Origin of the sequence: Sphingomonas trueperi (assembly GCF_040545965.1) — a bacterium.
Lineage (GTDB): Bacteria > Pseudomonadota > Alphaproteobacteria > Sphingomonadales > Sphingomonadaceae > Sphingomonas > Sphingomonas trueperi_C.
In genome coordinates this window covers 274,758-291,250 of record NZ_JBEPMV010000006.1, presented here as the reverse complement: position 1 = coordinate 291,250, position 16,493 = coordinate 274,758, and the positions used below count along the sequence as shown (strand labels likewise).

15 protein-coding genes are annotated in these 16,493 nt (G+C 66.1%); all 15 read right to left on the bottom strand.

The features are described 5' to 3' along the window. Nucleotides 1–11: 11 nt before the first annotated feature. The 15 genes from ABIC35_RS17935 to nuoF all read right to left on the bottom strand — a co-directional run bounded on the left by ABIC35_RS17935 (nucleotide 12) and on the right by nuoF (nucleotide 16,492). The gene (locus ABIC35_RS17935) at nucleotides 12–1,568 is read right to left on the bottom strand and encodes an alkaline phosphatase D family protein (protein ID WP_121076809.1); all 1,557 of its coding nucleotides are present in this window, start codon (nucleotides 1,566–1,568) and stop codon (nucleotides 12–14) included. Between the two features lie 108 nt (nucleotides 1,569–1,676). Then, the gene (locus tag ABIC35_RS17930; RefSeq protein ID WP_121076807.1) at nucleotides 1,677–2,069 is read right to left on the bottom strand and encodes a hypothetical protein; all 393 of its coding nucleotides are present in this window, start codon (nucleotides 2,067–2,069) and stop codon (nucleotides 1,677–1,679) included. Between the two features lie 60 nt (nucleotides 2,070–2,129). Continuing rightward, nucleotides 2,130–2,390, bottom strand: coding sequence for a DUF1467 family protein (locus ABIC35_RS17925; RefSeq protein WP_121076805.1), 261 nt, complete (start codon nucleotides 2,388–2,390; stop codon nucleotides 2,130–2,132). 10 nt (nucleotides 2,391–2,400) lie between these two features. Continuing rightward, complete coding sequence (locus ABIC35_RS17920; RefSeq protein WP_121076803.1) at nucleotides 2,401–4,038, bottom strand: ribonuclease J; 1,638 nt, start codon at nucleotides 4,036–4,038, stop codon at nucleotides 2,401–2,403. Next, nucleotides 4,039–4,821 (bottom strand): type III pantothenate kinase, encoded by a 783-nt coding sequence (locus ABIC35_RS17915; RefSeq protein ID WP_121076801.1) that lies wholly within the window; start codon nucleotides 4,819–4,821, stop codon nucleotides 4,039–4,041. 19 nt (nucleotides 4,822–4,840) lie between these two features. Beyond that, nucleotides 4,841–5,536, bottom strand: a complete 696-nt coding sequence (locus tag ABIC35_RS17910) for a biotin--[acetyl-CoA-carboxylase] ligase (RefSeq protein ID WP_121076799.1) — start codon at nucleotides 5,534–5,536, stop codon at nucleotides 4,841–4,843. 5 nt (nucleotides 5,537–5,541) lie between these two features. Then, entirely contained in the window at nucleotides 5,542–6,999 is a 1,458-nt protein-coding gene (gene nuoN / locus ABIC35_RS17905) for an NADH-quinone oxidoreductase subunit NuoN (protein WP_121076798.1), read from the bottom strand. Then, nucleotides 6,999–8,564 (bottom strand): NADH-quinone oxidoreductase subunit M, encoded by a 1,566-nt coding sequence (locus tag ABIC35_RS17900; protein ID WP_121076796.1) that lies wholly within the window; start codon nucleotides 8,562–8,564, stop codon nucleotides 6,999–7,001. The genes nuoN and ABIC35_RS17900 overlap by 1 nt, the downstream gene beginning before the upstream one ends. Before the next feature lie 7 nt (nucleotides 8,565–8,571). Beyond that, nucleotides 8,572–10,695, bottom strand: a complete 2,124-nt coding sequence (nuoL, locus tag ABIC35_RS17895; protein ID WP_121076794.1) for an NADH-quinone oxidoreductase subunit L — start codon at nucleotides 10,693–10,695, stop codon at nucleotides 8,572–8,574. Beyond that, complete coding sequence (gene nuoK / locus ABIC35_RS17890) at nucleotides 10,695–11,000, bottom strand: NADH-quinone oxidoreductase subunit NuoK (protein ID WP_084580737.1); 306 nt, start codon at nucleotides 10,998–11,000, stop codon at nucleotides 10,695–10,697. Before nuoK ends, nuoL begins: the two co-directional genes overlap by 1 nt. Next, a complete protein-coding gene (locus ABIC35_RS17885; protein WP_121076792.1) occupies nucleotides 10,997–11,608 on the bottom strand; it encodes an NADH-quinone oxidoreductase subunit J in 612 nt (203 codons plus the stop codon). The genes nuoK and ABIC35_RS17885 overlap by 4 nt, the downstream gene beginning before the upstream one ends. 33 nt (nucleotides 11,609–11,641) lie before the next feature. Further along, entirely contained in the window at nucleotides 11,642–12,127 is a 486-nt protein-coding gene (gene nuoI, locus ABIC35_RS17880; RefSeq protein ID WP_066718225.1) for an NADH-quinone oxidoreductase subunit NuoI, read from the bottom strand. Further along, on the bottom strand, nucleotides 12,124–13,173 hold the full coding sequence (gene nuoH / locus ABIC35_RS17875) for an NADH-quinone oxidoreductase subunit NuoH (RefSeq protein WP_121076790.1): 1,050 nt from the start codon (nucleotides 13,171–13,173) through the stop codon (nucleotides 12,124–12,126). The genes nuoI and nuoH overlap by 4 nt, the downstream gene beginning before the upstream one ends. Next, the gene (gene nuoG, locus ABIC35_RS17870; RefSeq protein WP_121076788.1) at nucleotides 13,170–15,188 is read right to left on the bottom strand and encodes an NADH-quinone oxidoreductase subunit NuoG; all 2,019 of its coding nucleotides are present in this window, start codon (nucleotides 15,186–15,188) and stop codon (nucleotides 13,170–13,172) included. Before nuoG ends, nuoH begins: the two co-directional genes overlap by 4 nt. After that, a complete protein-coding gene (gene nuoF, locus ABIC35_RS17865) occupies nucleotides 15,188–16,492 on the bottom strand; it encodes an NADH-quinone oxidoreductase subunit NuoF (RefSeq protein ID WP_121076786.1) in 1,305 nt (434 codons plus the stop codon). Before nuoF ends, nuoG begins: the two co-directional genes overlap by 1 nt. Between the last annotated feature and the right edge of the window lies 1 nt (nucleotide 16,493).

The window sequence follows — 16,493 nt, the reverse complement described above, 5'->3', positions numbered from 1 at the left end:
CGCTGTCCCCGTCAGGCGAAATCGAGCTGGGCCCGGCCATGGGACACGATCGCGGTGCGCGCGGTCTTCACCGGCGCGCCGGGCTCGCTGACCGTGTCGACAGTGCGGAACTGCGCCTGCCACTGGTCGCGGGTGACGTCGCACAGCAGATAGCCGCGCCGGTCGTTCATATATTTGAGATAGGGATTGCGGCCGAGGATCTTGTCGCTGCCGGCGCGGACATCCGCCCCGTCGCCGCCCGAGCTGATCGAGGTGGAGACGAACTCCACCGCCACCGCCTCGCCCTGGCCGGCGCGGGTACGCAGCTCGCCGGCATAATTCTGGTGCTCGTCGCCGGTCAGCACCACGACATTGCCGTGCCCGGCGAACTTGGAGAACAGCCGCTCGCGGGGAAGGTCATAGCCGCCCCAGCTGTCCATGTTGTTGATCGGCGCGGGCTCGTCGCCCATGCGGCGATCGAGCGGCATCATCATCACCTGCTGGGCGATGGCATTCCACCGCGCCTTGCCCTCGGCAAGGTTGCGGGCGAGCCAAGCCTCCTGGGTGGTGCCGAGCACCTGCGCATCGGCGGCATCCCAGCCAGCGCATTTCGCCTTGAAGCCGTCGTCGCAGGGCTGGTCGGTGCGGAACTGGCGGGTGTCGAGCAGGTGCAGGTCGAGCAGGTCGCCGACGCGGGCGCGGCGATAGGCCTGGATGCTGTCGCCATGCGGGATCGAGCTGCTGCGCACCGGCATATGCTCGTACCAGGCCTGGAAGGCGGCGGCGCGGCGGAGCAGGAAGGCCTCGGGCGGGGTGCCGTTCTGGTCGCGGTCGCTCACCCAGTTGTTCTGGATCTCATGGTCGTCGAAGGTCGCGTACCAGCCGGTCGCGGCATGCGCGGCCTGGAGATCGGTGTCGGTCTTGTACTGGGCATAGCGGCGACGATAGTCGTCGAGGCTGAACGGCTCCTCGCCGACATGCGCGCGGATGAACTTCTTGGGGTTACCGCCATAGTCGAACGCCACCGGGTTGCCGCGCCCCTCATAGATATAGTCGCCATAATGGAAGAGGAAGTCGGCCTCCTCCCGCGCGGCATGGGCATAGGCGGTGTAGAGCCCCTGCTCATACTGCTGGCAGCCCGCGACGAGGAAGCGTGCCTTCGCGACCGAGGCGCCCGCGGCGGGCAGCGTCTTGACCCGCCCGCGCATCGAGCGCTCGCGGCCGCAGGTGAAGCGGTACCAATAGGGCCGGTCGGGCTGCAGCCCGGCGACCTCGACATGCACCGAATGGCCGAGCTCGGGCCGGGCTAGCGCCTCGCCCTTGGCGGCGATCGTCTTGAAGGCCGGGTCGGCGGCGACCTCCCATTGCACCGCGATTGGCACCATCGGCATGCCGCCATGCGGCTCGAGCGGTTCGGGGGCGAGTCGGGTCCACAGCACGAAGCCGTCGGCCGCGGCGTCGCCGGCCGCGATCCCTAGGGTGAAGGGATAGGCGCGGAAGGCCTGCTGCGCGCGGACGATGCCTGGCGCGCCCAGCACCAGCAGCGATCCGGCGGCGCCCAGCAACAGCTCGCGTCGTGTAGTGTGCATCTTCGTCTCCCTCGCGCGGTGCGGCAGGCACCTGGCCACCGCCTCAGCGGGGAGATGCAAGCTTCATCCGCAGCGCATGGCAAGCGAAGATGACAGAAATGTGAACGTTCACATCGCTTCGGCAAAATGCGGCGTCAGCACCGCAACCTCGCGCGCGACTTCGCGCCGCAGCGTGGCCCGCATTGCGTTCGACGCACGCACATAGCCGGGCCAGTCGGCCAGGATCCGGCGGAGCGTCCAGGTGCCGATATGGCTGCTCGAAGTGCCGCGCGAAATGTTGGTTGCGTCACGCAGCGCCTGCAGCGCCGGATCGTTCACCCCCGCTGCGATCAGCCGCTCGCACAGGGCCACCACTTCACGCCGCCGTGCGCTGCTGGCGCGGGTGAGCCGGTAGCGGACCGCCGTCACCACCTTGTCGTCACAGCTGGGCGATTGCGTAAGTTGCTCGAGTTCGTCGAGGGCGGCGAGCATCTGGGCATGGTGGCGGCGCAGGTCTTCCATCCGGTTCTTATAGGCGACCGAACCTGCCTCATGGTCAACAAAAGCTTGTTTTGCCGGTGGTTACCGCGTCCAGTCGAGCATGTCTGCGGTCACCCAGCCATAGACGTAGTTGAGGTAGAAGGCCGAGAACAGCACCGCCGAGAGGATCGTGGTGCGCACCACGATCTTCGTCGGATTGAAGCTGTGCGGTGCGCTCGGCGCCTGGCCGGGGACGAGCGGCACGCCCGCCTCCTCGCTGGTCCGCACCCCGAAGGGCAGCACGAAGAACACCGACATCGCCCAGAAGAGCGTATAGATCGCGAGCGCCGACTGCCACTTCATGGGGCGGAGGTTACGCCTCGATCAGCAGCACGTCCACTACCGGCTTCTTGCCGGTGAAACGCACCGCGACCCGCCGCACCGCTAGGCGCAGCGACTCGCGCAGCTTCTCGCGATCGCGCCAGTCCTTCTTCACCGCCTCGGCGGCGGCATCGGCGGCGGCTTCGATCAGGTCCTCGCGGTCCTCTTCCACCGGCACGCCCTGGACGCGGATCTGCGGCGCACCAAGCAGCTTGCCCTTGCGATCGATCGCCACTGCGACAGACATCTGGCCGTACAGCGCGATCCGCCGCCGCTCGCCCATTGTCGCGCCGTCGGCCGGCAGGATCACGTCGCCGTCGAGCACGAGGCGACCCACGGTCGCATGGCCGATCTTCGCCGGGCCGTTGGGCGCCAGACGGATGATCTCGCCATTCTGCTGCTTCACCGCCTTGGGCACGCCCTGCGACAGCGCGAAGCGGGCCTGTTCGTGCATGTGGCGGATCTCGCCGTGCACCGGCACGATGATCTCGGGCCGGATCCACTTGTACATCTCGGCGAGTTCGGGCCGGCCCGGGTGCCCCGAGACGTGCACGAAGGCCTGGCGGTCGGTGATGATGTCGACGCCCTTGTCGGCGAGCGTGTTCATGATCTTGCCGATCGCGATCTCGTTGCCCGGGATCTGGCGCGAGGAGAACACCACCAGGTCGCCCTGGTGGAGCTTCAGCACGTGACTGCCCTCGGCGATGCGGTTGAGCGCGGCGCGCGGCTCGCCCTGGCCGCCGGTGGCGACGATCAGCACGCGCGACGCGGGCAGCGTCATCGCCTTCTCGAAGTCGATCAGTTCGGGGAAGTCACGCAGATAGCCGGTTGCCTTGGCGACGCGGATGATGCGGTCCAGCGAACGCCCGGCGACGCACAGTTCGCGGCCAGTGTCGCGCGCGACCTCGCCCAGCGTCTGCAGCCGCGCCGCGTTCGAGGCGAAGGTGGTGACGAGCACGCGGCCCTTGGCGCCTGCAACCACCTCGTCCAGGCCCTTGCGCACATCGGCTTCCGAGCCCGAGGCTTCGGGGTTGAACACGTTGGTCGAGTCGCACACCAGCGCGAGCACGCCCTTGTCGCCGATCGCGGTGAGTTCCTCGGCGGTCGCCGAACCGCCCAGCGAGGGCGCCTCGTCCAGCTTCCAGTCGCCGGTGTGGAACACCTTGCCGTAGGGTGTTTCGATCAGCACCGCATTGCCTTCGGGGATCGAGTGGGCGAGCGGGGTGTAGGTGATCGTGAACGGGCCGATGTCGAACGGCCCCTCTTCCTTGACGACGTTGAGCTCGACGCGGTCCTCGATGCCTTCCTCGGCCAGCTTGCCGTGGATCAGGCCGGCGGTGAACGGCGTCGCATAGAGCGGCACGCCGAGATCGGCGGCGAGATAGGGCAGCGCGCCGATATGGTCCTCATGCCCGTGCGTCAGCACGATGCCGAGCAGATCGTCCACCCGGTCCTCGATGAACTGGAGGTCGGGCAGGATCACGTCGATGCCCGGATAGCTGGCGTCGCCGAAGGTGATGCCGCAATCGACCATCAGCCACTTGCCGTCGCAGCCATAGAGATTGACGTTCATGCCAATCTCGCCCGAGCCACCAAGGGCCAGGAAGAGCAGTTCGTTTCTTGGAGTCACTTAATTTCCTTGCTGGCTGCGTTCCCACAGCATCGCCAAGCCCTGAATGGTCAGATCGGGCTCGATCGTATCGAAGACAGATGTATGCGTTTCGAAGAGAATCGCCAGCCCACCCGTCGCAATAACCTTGAGCGGCCTGCCCACTTCGGCCTTCAGCCGCGCGACCAGCCCCTCGATCATCGCCACATAGCCCCAGTAGATGCCGATATGCATCTGATCGACGGTGTTGCGGCCGACCACGCTGGCGGTCTCGGGAGCGGAGATGGCGATGCGCGGCAGCTTGGCCGCGGCGGTCACCAGCGCGTCCAGCGAGAGGTTGATGCCCGGCGCGATGATCCCGCCCTTATAGGCGCCGCGATAATCGACCACGTCGAAGGTCGTCGCGGTGCCGAAATCGATGATGATCAGGTCGCCCGCATGGCGCGCATGGCCGGCAAGCACGTTGAGCGCACGGTCGGCGCCTAGGTTCTGCGGCTCGTCGACGTCGAGCGCGAAGCCCCATTCGGCATTGCCCTTGCCGGCGATCACCGCCTCGGTCTTGAAGTATTTGCTCGCCAGCACCTGCAGGTTGTGGAGCGCGCGCGGCACCACCGTGCCGACGATTACCCCCGTCACCGCGCCGCGATCAAAGCCCTCCAGCGCCAGCAACTGGCTGAGCCACACCGCATATTCGTCGGCGGTGCGGCGCGGATCGGTGGCAATGCGCCAGCGGGCGCGGATCTCGCCGTCGTCCACCAGCGCGAACACTACATTGGTATTGCCGGCGTCGATCGCGAGCAGCATCGCCCTTTCCTCTTCCTCGTTACAGCAGGAACACGTCGCCCGCGTGAATGGCACGGGTCGTTCCATCGGCCAAGCGCAGGATCAGCGCCCCGCTCGAATCCAGCCCACCGAACAGCCCGTCGAAGCTCGATCCGTCGGCAAGCCGTGCGGTGAGCGCGGTCCCCTCGGGATGCGCCTTCGCGAGCCAGCGCTCGCGCACCGGCCACATGCCCTCACCCCGCCAGCGCTCCAGCCAGCGGCCGAAACTCTCGGCGAGCACCTCGGCGAAAATGTCGGGGGCGACGGTGACGCCCTGCGCGGCGAGGCTGGTCGCGGCGCGGTCGAGCCCCTCGGGTGCCGCGGCCAGGTTCACGCCGATGCCGACCGCGATAGCATCGCCAGCGCGCTCGAGGAGGATGCCGGAGAGCTTGGCGCCGTCGACCAGCAGGTCGTTGGGCCATTTGAGCATCGGCGATACACCGAACGCCCGCACAGCCTCTTCGAGCGCGACGGCCGAGAGCAGCGCCAGCGTCGCCGGCGAAGGATCGGTCGGCCGCACGCGGACCAAAGTCGAAATGTAGAGATTGCCCGCAGGCGAGACCCAGGCGCGCCCCTGCCGACCCTTGCCGGCGGTCTGGCGTTCGGCCCGGAGCCACAGCCCTTCCCCGGCGCCCGTAAGCGCCAGGGAAAGGATGTCGGCATTGGTCGATCCCGTCTCGGAGACGGTTCGGATCACAGGTGTCAGAACAGCGACTTCGCGGCGACCAGTGACCAGGTGCCGATCGCACCGAACACCAGCCAGCCGACCGGCGAGATCACGACCGCGCTGATCGCGATCAGGCCGCCCTCGACCAGGTTGGTCTTGCCCGCGAACGCCGGCGCCGGCTCGTCGAAGTACATCGTCTTGACGATCTTGAGGTAATAGAAGGCACCGATCGTCGAGGCCGCGGCACCGACCGTGGCAAACGCGATCAGGCCCGAATGCACCGCCGCCATGAACACGCCCAGCTTGGCGAAGAAGCCGAGCAGCGGCGGGATGCCGGCAAGGCTGAACATGAAGATCGCCAGCGCCGCCGCCAGGCCCGGGCGGGTCCGCGACATGCCCGACAGGCTCGCGATCGTCTCGATCTGCTCGCCATCCTCGCCGCGCATCTGCAGCACCACCAGGAAGCCGCCGATCGTCATCACGACATAGATCGCCATGTAGAGCAGCACGCTCGCCACGCCTTCCTCACCACCGGCGGCAAGGCCGATCAGCGCGAAGCCGACATTGTTGATCGACGAATAGGCAAGCAGGCGCTTGATGTTGGTCTGGCCGATCGCCGCCACCGCACCGAAGATGATCGAGGCGAGCGAGGCGAAGATCACGATCTGGCGCCATTCGAGGATCGCCGGGCCCATCGCATCGACGGCGACGCGGACCGCCATCGCCACCGCCGCCACCTTGGGCGCCGAGGCGAAATAGGCAGTGACCGGCGTCGGCGCGCCTTCATACACGTCCGGCGTCCACATGTGGAACGGCACGGCCGAGATCTTGAAGGCGAGACCGGCGAACACGAACACCAGGCCGAACAGCAGGCCGGTATGCTGGCTGCCGGTGGTACCCGCGCTGTACGCCTCGGCAATGCCGTCGAACAGCGTCGTGCCGGAGAAGCCGTACACCAGGCTGATGCCGTAGAGCAGGATGCCCGAGGCCAACGCGCCCAGCACAAAATACTTCAGGCCCGCTTCCGCCGAACGCGTGTCCCGCCGCATGAAGCTGGCGAGGATATAGGCCGAAAGGCTCTGCAGCTCCAGGCCGACATAGAGGGTCAGCAGGTCGCCCGCCGACACCATCATGCCCATGCCCACCGTGGAGAGCAGGATCAGCACCGGATATTCCGGACGCAGATCCTCGCCCGAGGTGCGCTGGAAGAAGCCCGGCGCGATCAGGATCGACACCGCGGCGGCGACATAGATCACCACCTTGGCGAAGGTCGCGAACGCATCCGCGCGGAACAGCCCGCCGAACGCGACACCGCCGGTCGAGGCCGGCCCCGCCAGCGCGATGCCGGCACCGGCGAGCAGCGCCACCGAGGCCCAGCTCACCAGCTTGGTCGATGCCTGGCCGCCAAAGGCAGCGACCAGCATCAGGACGATCGAACCGGCCGCGAGCACCAGCTCGGGCAGCGTCATGAGGAGTTGCGTGGAATAGGACATCAGTGCGCCCCCTCGTGCGCGGAGGCTTCATGGGCGGGTGCCGCCTGCGGCGAACCCGGCGTGGGCTTGGAGTCGCTGATCGACGCGGTGTGCGCGGCGCTGTCGAGGCGCTGCGTCAACCGCGCGACGTCGGCGCGCATCGGTGCGGTGAAGCTGGTCGGGTACACACCCATCCACAGCACCACGGCAGCCAGTGCCACCAGCATCGCGACTTCGCGACCGTCGAGGTCCGGCATCGCCTTCACATCGTCCTTGGTCAGGTCGCCCCACACCACCCGACGGAACAGGTAGAGCATATAGGCGGCGCCGAGGATGATGCCGGTGGTGCCGATCAGCGCGGTCCAGGTCGAGACCTGGTACACGCCGGCGAGGCTGAAGAATTCACCGACGAAGTTGCTGGTGCCCGGCAAACCGATCGAGGCCATGGTGAACAGCAGGAACAGCACGGCATAGCGCGGCATGTTGATCGCCAGACCGCCATAGCGGTCGATCTCGCGGGTGTGCAGGCGATCATAGATGATGCCGACGCACAGGAAGAGCGCGCCCGAGACCACACCGTGGCCCAGCATCACCATCATCGCACCGTCGATGCCGTTCGCGTTGAAGGCGAACAGACCCATGGTGACGATCGCCATGTGCGCGACCGACGAATAGGCGATCAGCTTCTTCATGTCGCTCTGCACGAGCGCGACGAGCGAGGTGTAGACCACCGCGACGCAGGACAGGCCGAAGACCACCCACATGAACTGCACCGACGCGACCGGGAACATCGGCAGCGAGAAGCGCAGGAAGCCATAGCCGCCGAGCTTCAGCAGCACGCCCGCCAGGATGACCGAACCAGCGGTCGGCGCCTGCACGTGCGCGTCCGGAAGCCAGGTGTGGACCGGCCACATCGGCATCTTCACCGCGAACGAGGCGAAGAAGGCGAGCCACAACCAGGTCTGCCAGCTGGCAGGGAAGTCATGCGCCATCAGCACCGGGATCGACGTGGTGCCGGTGGTCAGCACCATCACGATCATCGCGATCAGCATCAGCAGCGAGCCGAGCAGCGTGTACAGGAAGAACTTGTACGACGCGTAGATGCGGTTCACGCCGCCCCAGATGCCGATGATCAGGTACATCGGGATCAGGCCGCCTTCGAAGAAGACGTAGAACAGGAACAGATCCTGCGCGGCGAAGGTGCCGATCATCAGCACTTCGGTCGCGAGGAACGCCGCCATGTACTCCGGCACGCGCTTGGTGACCGAGAGCCAGCTGGCCCCGATGCAGATCGGCATCAGGAACAGCGAGAGCTCGATCAGCAGGAAGGCGAAGCCGTCGATGCCGAGCGCCCAGGAGAACTCCACGCCGCCCATCTTGAACAGCGTGACATGCTCGACGAACTGCCACTGCGGGGCACCGTCGCCATGCTGGAACTGGGTCCAGAGCCAGGCGCCCAGTGCCAGGTTGACGAGCGTCGCGAGGAGCGCCGTCCAGCGGGCGCCCTGGGCGCCCACGAACAGGCAGAGCACTGCGGCAACTGCAGGCACCGCGAGCAGGACGGAAAGGATCGGAAAGCCGGTCATGATTCCATCACCTCGCAATGACCCAGGTGAGCGCGGCCGTGAGCCCGATCAGCATGACGAAGGCATAGGTGTAGAGATACCCCGATTGCAGCTTGACGGCCCCGAAGCTTCCGAACTGCACCAGGCGCGCCGCGCCATTGGGGCCGAACCGGTCGATCGTCTGCTCGTCGCCGCGCTTCCAGAACAGCCGCCCGATGGCGAATGCGGGACGCACGAAGAGCAGGTTGTAGAGCTCGTCGAAATACCACTTGTTGAGCAGGAACAGATACAGCGGACGCACCTGCTCGGCGAAGGCCGCCGGGAAGCCCGGCGAAACGATATACGCGAACACCGCGGTGCCCAGGCCCAGCAGCATCGCCACCGTGGCCGAGAGCTTCACCCACACCGGCACTTCATGCATCGCGTGCATCAGGTGCTCGTTGAAGGCCAGCGCGCCGTGCCAATAGGTCTCGCCCGCGGTCGGCTCGATGAACGCGCCGTGGAAGACGAAGCCGGCCAGCACTGCGCCGATCGACAGCAGGATCAACGGGATCAGCATGACCAGCGGGCTCTCGTGCGGGTGGTAGCCCGCCGTGCCCTCGGCCTCATGCTCGTGCAGCGCATGGGTGCCATGCGGGGTGTGACCCGCATCTTCCTGCGCCGGCGCATTGGCATGCTCGCTGCCATGGCCGTGCGTGTCGTGCGCATGATCGTCGTGATGGCCATGGCCGTGCGCGTCATGCACCGCGTGCTGGATGTGCTCGGAAGCGGCCCAGCGCGGCTTGCCGTGGAAGGTCAGGAACACCACGCGCCACGAGTAGAAGCTCGTCAGCAGCGCGACGACCACGCCGACCCAGAACACGCCGGTGTTGCCCGAAGCGAAGGCCGCCTCGATGATCGCGTCCTTCGAGTGGAAGCCGGCGAAGCCGAACGCCACCGGGTTGCCGAACAGCGCGGGGATGCCGACGCCGGTGATCGCGAGCGTACCCGCCATCATCGCCGTGTAGGTCAGCGGGATCTTCTTCCAGAGGCCGCCATAGTAGCGCATGTCCTGCTCGTGGTGCATCGCATGGATCACCGAGCCGGCACCGAGGAACAGCAGCGCCTTGAAGAAGGCGTGCGTGAACAGGTGGAACATCGCCGCGCCGTACGCGCCGACGCCCGCTGCGAAGAACATGTAGCCGAGCTGCGAACAAGTCGAATAGGCGATCACGCGCTTGATGTCGGTCTGCGTCGTGCCGACGGTGGCGGCGAAGAAGCAGGTAGCCGCGCCGATCACCATCACGACGTGCATCGCGACCGCGCTCTGCTCGAACAGCGGCGACATGCGGCAGACCATGAACACGCCCGCGGTCACCATGGTCGCGGCGTGGATCAGCGCCGACACCGGGGTCGGGCCTTCCATCGCGTCCGGCAACCAGGTGTGCAGGCCGAGCTGGGCCGACTTGCCCATCGCGCCGACGAACAGCAGCAGGCAGAGCACGGTGATCGTGTCGAAGCGGTGGCCGAGGAAGCCGATCGTCGAACCGGCATGGTTCGGCGCCGCCGCCAGGATCGTCGGGATGTCGACGGTGCCGAACACCAGGAACACGCCGAAGATGCCGAGCATGAAGCCAAGGTCACCGACGCGGTTGACCACGAAGGCCTTGATCGCCGCGGCATTGGCGCTGGGCTTGCGGAACCAGAAGCCGATCAGCAGGTAGGACGCGAGACCCACGCCTTCCCAGCCGAAGAACATCTGCACCAGGTTGTTCGCGGTCACGAGCATCAGCATCGCGAAGGTGAACAGCGAGAGATAGGCGAAGAAGCGCGGCTGATCCGGCTCCTCGCTCATATAGCCCCAGCTATAGAGGTGGACGAGCGCCGAGACGCTGGTGACCACCACGAGCATCACCGCGGTCAGCGCGTCGACGCGCAGCTCCCAGGCGAAGCTCATCGTGCCCGAGGTCATCCAGTGCAGCACCGGGGTGACGCTCGGAGCTTCAGTGCCCGCGAGGTACTTGATGAAGATCGGCCACGACAGCGCGCAGGCGACGAACAGCGATCCCGTGGTGACAAGCTTCGGGAGCGCGGCCCCAAACGACTTGTTCACGAGCCCCGCGACGGCTGCCGCGATCAGCGGCAGGAATACAATGATCAGGATAGGCGACATCAGCCCTTCATCCGATTGACGTCGTCGACCGAAATCGTGCCGCGACCGCGGAAATAGATAACCAGGATGGCAAGGCCGATCGCGGCCTCACCGGCAGCGACGGTCAGCACGAACATCGCGAACACCTGACCGACCAGATCGCCGAGGAACGACGAGAAGGCGACGAGATTGAGGTTCACCGCCAGAAGGATCAGCTCGATCGCCATCAGGATGACGATCAGGTTCTTCCGGTTCATGAAGATGCCGAGCACCCCCATGGTGAACAGGATGGCCGAGACGACCAGATAATGGGTTAGCGAGATCACAGCTCCATCCCCTGCCCGACCGCCGGGTTCATGTTACGGGTGGCGTCCTTGGCGCGGCGAGCGTTCTGGCGCGCAATGTTCTGCGGCCGCACGTCGCTGCGCTTGCGGTAGGTCAGCACGATCGCACCGATCATCGCGACGAGCAGCACCAGGCCGGCGCCCTCGAACACGAACAGGTAGCGCGTGTAGAGCAGCGCGCCGATCGCCTCGATGTTCGGCACGCCGTCTGCCACCGGGGCAACGCGGCGGCCGAGCGCCAGCGTGCCGGCGCTCCAGGCGCCCACCGCGACGATGATCTCGGCGACCAGCGCCAGCGCGAGCAGCGCGCCGACCGCGGCATACTTCATCACGCCCGCGCGGAGCTCGGTGAAGTCGATGTCGAGCATCATGACGACGAACAGGAAGAGCACCGCGACCGCGCCGACATAGACGATCACCAGCAGCATGGCGATGAATTCGGCGCCCACGAGCACCATCAGGCCCGCGGCGTTGAAGAACGCCAGGATGAGCCACAGGACGGAATGTACCGGGTTACGCGACAGGATCGTGCAGGCGCCGGAGACGCACACGATGATCGCGAACAGGTAAAAGGCGAGAAGCTGGATCACGGAATCGGATGGCCCCTTTGAATGGTGCGGCGCTTAACGGTACGGCGCGTCGGCGGCAAGGTTCGCCGCGATTGCGCGTTCCCAGCGATCGCCGTTCGCGAGCAGCTTATCCTTCTGATAAATCAGCTCTTCACGCGTTTCGGTGGAAAATTCGAAATTCGGCCCCTCGACGATCGCATCGACCGGACATGCTTCCTGGCACAGGCCGCAATAGATGCACTTGGTCATGTCGATGTCGTAGCGCGTCGTGCGGCGGCTGCCGTCGTCGCGCGGTTCGGCCTCGATCGTGATCGCCAGCGCCGGGCACACCGCCTCGCACAGCTTGCACGCGATGCAGCGCTCTTCCCCATTGGGATAGCGGCGCAGCGCATGCTCGCCGCGGAAGCGGGGCGAGAGCGGGTTCTTCTCGTACGGATAGTTGATCGTCGCCTTGGGCTTGAAGAAATACTTCAAGGTCAGGGCATGCGCCTTCACGAACTCCCACAGAGTCCAGGTGCGAATGAAACTACCGACGCTCATGCGGGCACTCCAACCCGGGTCAGCATGAGATACCCGGAAACGAGGAAGACGAAGAGAAGCGACAGCGGCAGGAAGATCTTCCAGCCCAGGCGCATCAGCTGATCGTAGCGATAGCGCGGGACGGTGGCCTTCACCCAGCTGAAGCAGAAGAAGAAGATCGACATCTTGATGAAGAGCCAGATGATGCCCGGCACGGCATAGAGCGGCGCCCAGTCGAACGGAGGCAGATAGCCGCCCCAGAACAGGGTCGCGTTGAGCGCGCACATCAGGATGACGTTGGCATACTCGCCGAGCCAGTAAAGCGCGAAGGCCATCGACGAATATTCGGTCTGATAGCCCGCGACCAGTTCCGACTCCGCCTCGGTCAAGTCGAACGGTGCGCGCTGCGTCTCGGCGAGCGACGAGATGAAGAACACGATCGCCATCGGGAAGAGCAGCGGGTTGACGAAGTTGCCGTTGACGAAGCCGTAATAGCCCTTCTGCATCTCGACGATCGCGCCGAGATTGAACGAGCCGGCCCAGAGCACGACCGAGATCAGCACGAAGCCGATCGAGACTTCGTAGCTCACCATCTGCGCGGCCGCGCGGATCGCCGAGTAGAACGGGTACTTCGAGTTCGACGACCAGCCGGCGAGGATGATGCCGTACACACCCAGCGACGAGGCCGCGAGCACGTAGAGCAGGCCGACATTGATGTTCGACAGCGCGACGCCCGCCTGGAACGGCACCACCGCCCACACGATCAGCGCGACCGTGAAGGTGATGATCGGCGCGAGCAGGAACAGGCCCTTGTTCGCGCCCGACGGCACGATGGTTTCCTGCAGGAACACCTTCAGGCCGTCGGCGAAGGACTGCATCAGGCCGAGCGGGCCGACGACGTTCGGGCCGCGGCGCAGCGCCATCGCCGCCCAGATCTTGCGATCGGCATAGATGATCATGGCGACGGCCAGCATCACCGGCAGCGCGATGACGAGGATGTCGATGACCGTGGCGACGGTCCAGGCCAGCTCGTACGGCAGGCCGAGATAGGTGAACCAGGAGGTCATTCTGCGGCCTCTGCGAAGTCTTCGCCATGGAGCAGTTCGGCCGAGCAGCGCTGCATCGTCGGCGACGCACGGCAGATGGCGTTGGTGAGATAGAAGTCGGCGACCGGATAGGTCACCGGACCCGAAGCCTGGCTGGCAAGCGACGGCGGGTTCCACGCATATTCAGCCAGACCTTCCTGGCCGAGCGCCGGAACCTCGCTCGCCATCGCGGCGCGCAGTTCGTCGAAGCTGTCGAACGGCAGCGTGCGGCCGAGCTTCTCGGAGAGCGCACGCAGGATCGTCCAGTCCTCGCGCGCCTCGCCCGGTGCGAACACCGCGCGATCGGCGCGCTGCACGCGGCCTTCCAGGTTCACATAGGTGCCCGGCTTCTCGGCATAGGTGGCGCCCGGCAGGATCACATCGGCATGATGCGCGCCCTGGTCGCCATGATGGCCGATATAGACCTTGAAGCTGCCGGCGAACTTCGAGAAGTCCACTTCGTCGGCGCCCAGGAAGAAGGCGAGCTTCGGCGATGCCGCGACGATGTCGGCAATGCCGCCCTTCTGCGCATAGCCGAGCATCAGGCCGGCCATCCGCGCCGCCGCGGTGTGGACGACGTTGAAGCCGTTCCATGCCGCCTCGGTCTCGGTCGCGGCACGCTGGAACGCACCCGCGATCGCGAGCGCGGCGCCATGGCCGTTCTTCAGCGCACCCGGGCCGAGGATCAGCGCCGGCTTCTTGGCATTATCGATTGCCTGGGCGAGGTTCTCCGGGAGGCTGTTGAGCAGCCCCAGATCGTCGCCCAGCCACTCGACCTTGTAGGTCAGGTCGACTTCCGGCCCGATCGCGAACACCTTGGCGCCGCGCTTGATCGCCTTGCGCACGCGGGTGTTCACCAGCGGCGCTTCCCAGCGCAGGTTGGTGCCGACCAGCAGGATCGCATCGGCCTCTTCGAGCGCCGCGATGGTGGTGTTGAACGCCACCGCCGACAGGCTCGACGTGTCATAGGCCATGCCGGTCTGGCGGCCTTCGAGCAGGTCCGAACCGAACGCCTTCACCAGCGCCTTGGCGGCATACATGGTCTCGGCATCGAGCAGGTCGCCGGCGATCGCCGCAACGCTCGAGCCTGCCGTGGCGGCCACGCCCGCGATCGCGTCGAACGCTTCTTCCCACGTCGCCGGGACCAGCTTGCCGTCCTTGCGGACGAACGGGCGGTCGAGACGGCGGCGGACCAGCGCGTCGACATGGTAGCGGGTCTTGTCGTGCGCCCACTCCTCGTTCACGTCCTCGTTGATGCGCGGCAGGACGCGCATCACCTGGCGGCCGCGGCTGTCGAGGCGAATGTTGGTGCCGACCGCGTCCATGACGTCGATCGACAGGTTCCGCTTGAGCTCCCAGGGGCGATATTCGAACGCGACCGGCTTGTGGGTCAGCGCGCCGACCGGGCACAGGTCCGCGACATTGCCCGACAGCTCGCTCTTGAATGCCTTTTCGAGATAGGTCGTGATCTGCATGTTCTCGCCGCGATAGATCGCGCCGATATCCTCCACGCCGGCCACTTCCTCGCCGAAGCGGACGCAGCGGGTGCACTGGATGCAGCGGGTCATCACCGTCTTGATGATGGGGCCCATATATTTCTCGGTGACCGCGCGCTTGTTTTCCTCGTACCGCGACTGGCCGCGACCATAGGCAACCGACTGGTCCTGCAGGTCGCACTCGCCGCCCTGATCGCAGATCGGGCAATCGAGCGGGTGGTTGATCAGCAGGAATTCCATCACGCCTTCGCGTGCGGCCTTCACCATCGGGCTGTCGGTGCGAACTTCCTGATTGTCGGCGGCCGGCAGCGCGCACGAAGCCTGGGGCTTGGGCGGTCCGGGCTTCACCTCGACCAGGCACATGCGGCAATTGCCGGCGATGCTCAGCCGTTCATGATAGCAGAAACGCGGAATCTCCTTGCCCGCGGCCTCGCAGGCCTGGAGCACGGTGGCGCCCTGCGGCACCTCGACTTCGATTCCGTCAACCTTGAGCTTGGGCATTACTCTGCCGCCTCTTGCATGGTTTCGAGGCCGCCCGAACGGCGCTCGTTGATACGGCGCTCCATTTCCGGGCGGAAATGCTTGATCAGGCCCTGGATCGGCCAGGCGGCCGCGTCGCCCAGGGCGCAGATGGTGTGGCCTTCGACCTGCTTGGTCACCTGCTGCAGCGTGTCGATCTCGCTGATGTCGGCGTCGCCGGTGCGCATCCGCTCCATCACGCGCCACATCCAGCCGGTGCCTTCGCGGCACGGCGTGCACTGGCCGCAGCTCTCATGCTTGTAGAAGTAAGAGAGACGGCTGATCGCGCGGACGATGTCGGTCGACTTGTCCATCACGATCACCGCGGCGGTGCCGAGGCCCGAGCCGACCGCCTTGAGGCCGTCGAAATCCATCGCGCAGTCCATGATCTGGGCTGCCGGCACGACGGGCACCGACGAGCCGCCCGGGATCACCGCGAGCAGATTGTCCCAGCCGCCGCGGATACCGCCGCAATGCTTCTCGATCAGTTCGCGGAACGGGATCGACATGGCCTCCTCGACCACGCACGGCTTGTTCACATGGCCCGAGATCTGGAAGAGCTTGGTGCCCTTGTTGTTCTCGTTGCCGAAGCTGGCGAACCATTCGGGGCTGCGGCGCAGGATCGTCGGGGCGACCGCGATCGACTCGACATTGTTGACCGTGGTCGGGCAGCCATAGAGGCCCGCACCCGCCGGGAACGGCGGCTTGAGGCGCGGCTGGCCCTTCTTGCCTTCCAGGCTCTCGATCATCGCGGTCTCTTCGCCGCAGATATACGCGCCGGCGCCGCGATGGACGAAGACGTCGAAGTCATAGCCCGAACCGCAGGCGTTCTTGCCCACCAGCCCGGCGGCATAGGCCTCAGCGACCGCCGCGAACAGCGTCTCGGCCTCGCGGATATATTCGCCGCGGATGTAGATATAGGCCGCACGCGCGCGCATCGCGAAGCCCGCGACCAGCGCGCCTTCGATCAGCAGGTGCGGATCGTGGCGGATGATCTCGCGGTCCTTGCACGAGCCCGGCTCGGACTCGTCGGCGTTGATGACGAGGAAGCTCGGACGCTCGGGCGTCGGGTTCTTCGGCATGAAGCTCCACTTCATGCCCGTCGGGAAGCCGGCACCGCCACGCCCGCGCAGGCCCGAGGCCTTGATGCGGTCGATGATGGTATCCTGGCCCAGCTCCAGCAGCGCCTTGGTGTTATCCCACGCACCGCGCGCACGCGCCGCGTCGAGATGCCACGACTGGTAGCCGTAGAGATTGGTGAAGATGCGGTCCTTGTCCTGAAGCACC

Coding starts and splice junctions, on each gene's coding strand:
- ABIC35_RS17900 (WP_121076796.1), bottom strand. CDS start 8,564: ATGACCGGCTTTCCGATCCTTTCCGTCCTGCTCGCGGTGCCTGCAGTT.
- nuoH (WP_121076790.1), bottom strand. CDS start 13,173: ATGACCTCCTGGTTCACCTATCTCGGCCTGCCGTACGAGCTGGCCTGG.
- nuoG (WP_121076788.1), bottom strand. CDS start 15,188: ATGCCCAAGCTCAAGGTTGACGGAATCGAAGTCGAGGTGCCGCAGGGC.
- nuoI (WP_066718225.1), bottom strand. CDS start 12,127: ATGAGCGTCGGTAGTTTCATTCGCACCTGGACTCTGTGGGAGTTCGTG.
- nuoL (WP_121076794.1), bottom strand. CDS start 10,695: ATGTCGCCTATCCTGATCATTGTATTCCTGCCGCTGATCGCGGCAGCC.
- ABIC35_RS17925 (WP_121076805.1), bottom strand. CDS start 2,390: ATGAAGTGGCAGTCGGCGCTCGCGATCTATACGCTCTTCTGGGCGATG.
- ABIC35_RS17930 (WP_121076807.1), bottom strand. CDS start 2,069: ATGGAAGACCTGCGCCGCCACCATGCCCAGATGCTCGCCGCCCTCGAC.
- ABIC35_RS17935 (WP_121076809.1), bottom strand. CDS start 1,568: ATGCACACTACACGACGCGAGCTGTTGCTGGGCGCCGCCGGATCGCTG.
- ABIC35_RS17915 (WP_121076801.1), bottom strand. CDS start 4,821: ATGCTGCTCGCGATCGACGCCGGCAATACCAATGTAGTGTTCGCGCTG.
- nuoN (WP_121076798.1), bottom strand. CDS start 6,999: ATGTCCTATTCCACGCAACTCCTCATGACGCTGCCCGAGCTGGTGCTC.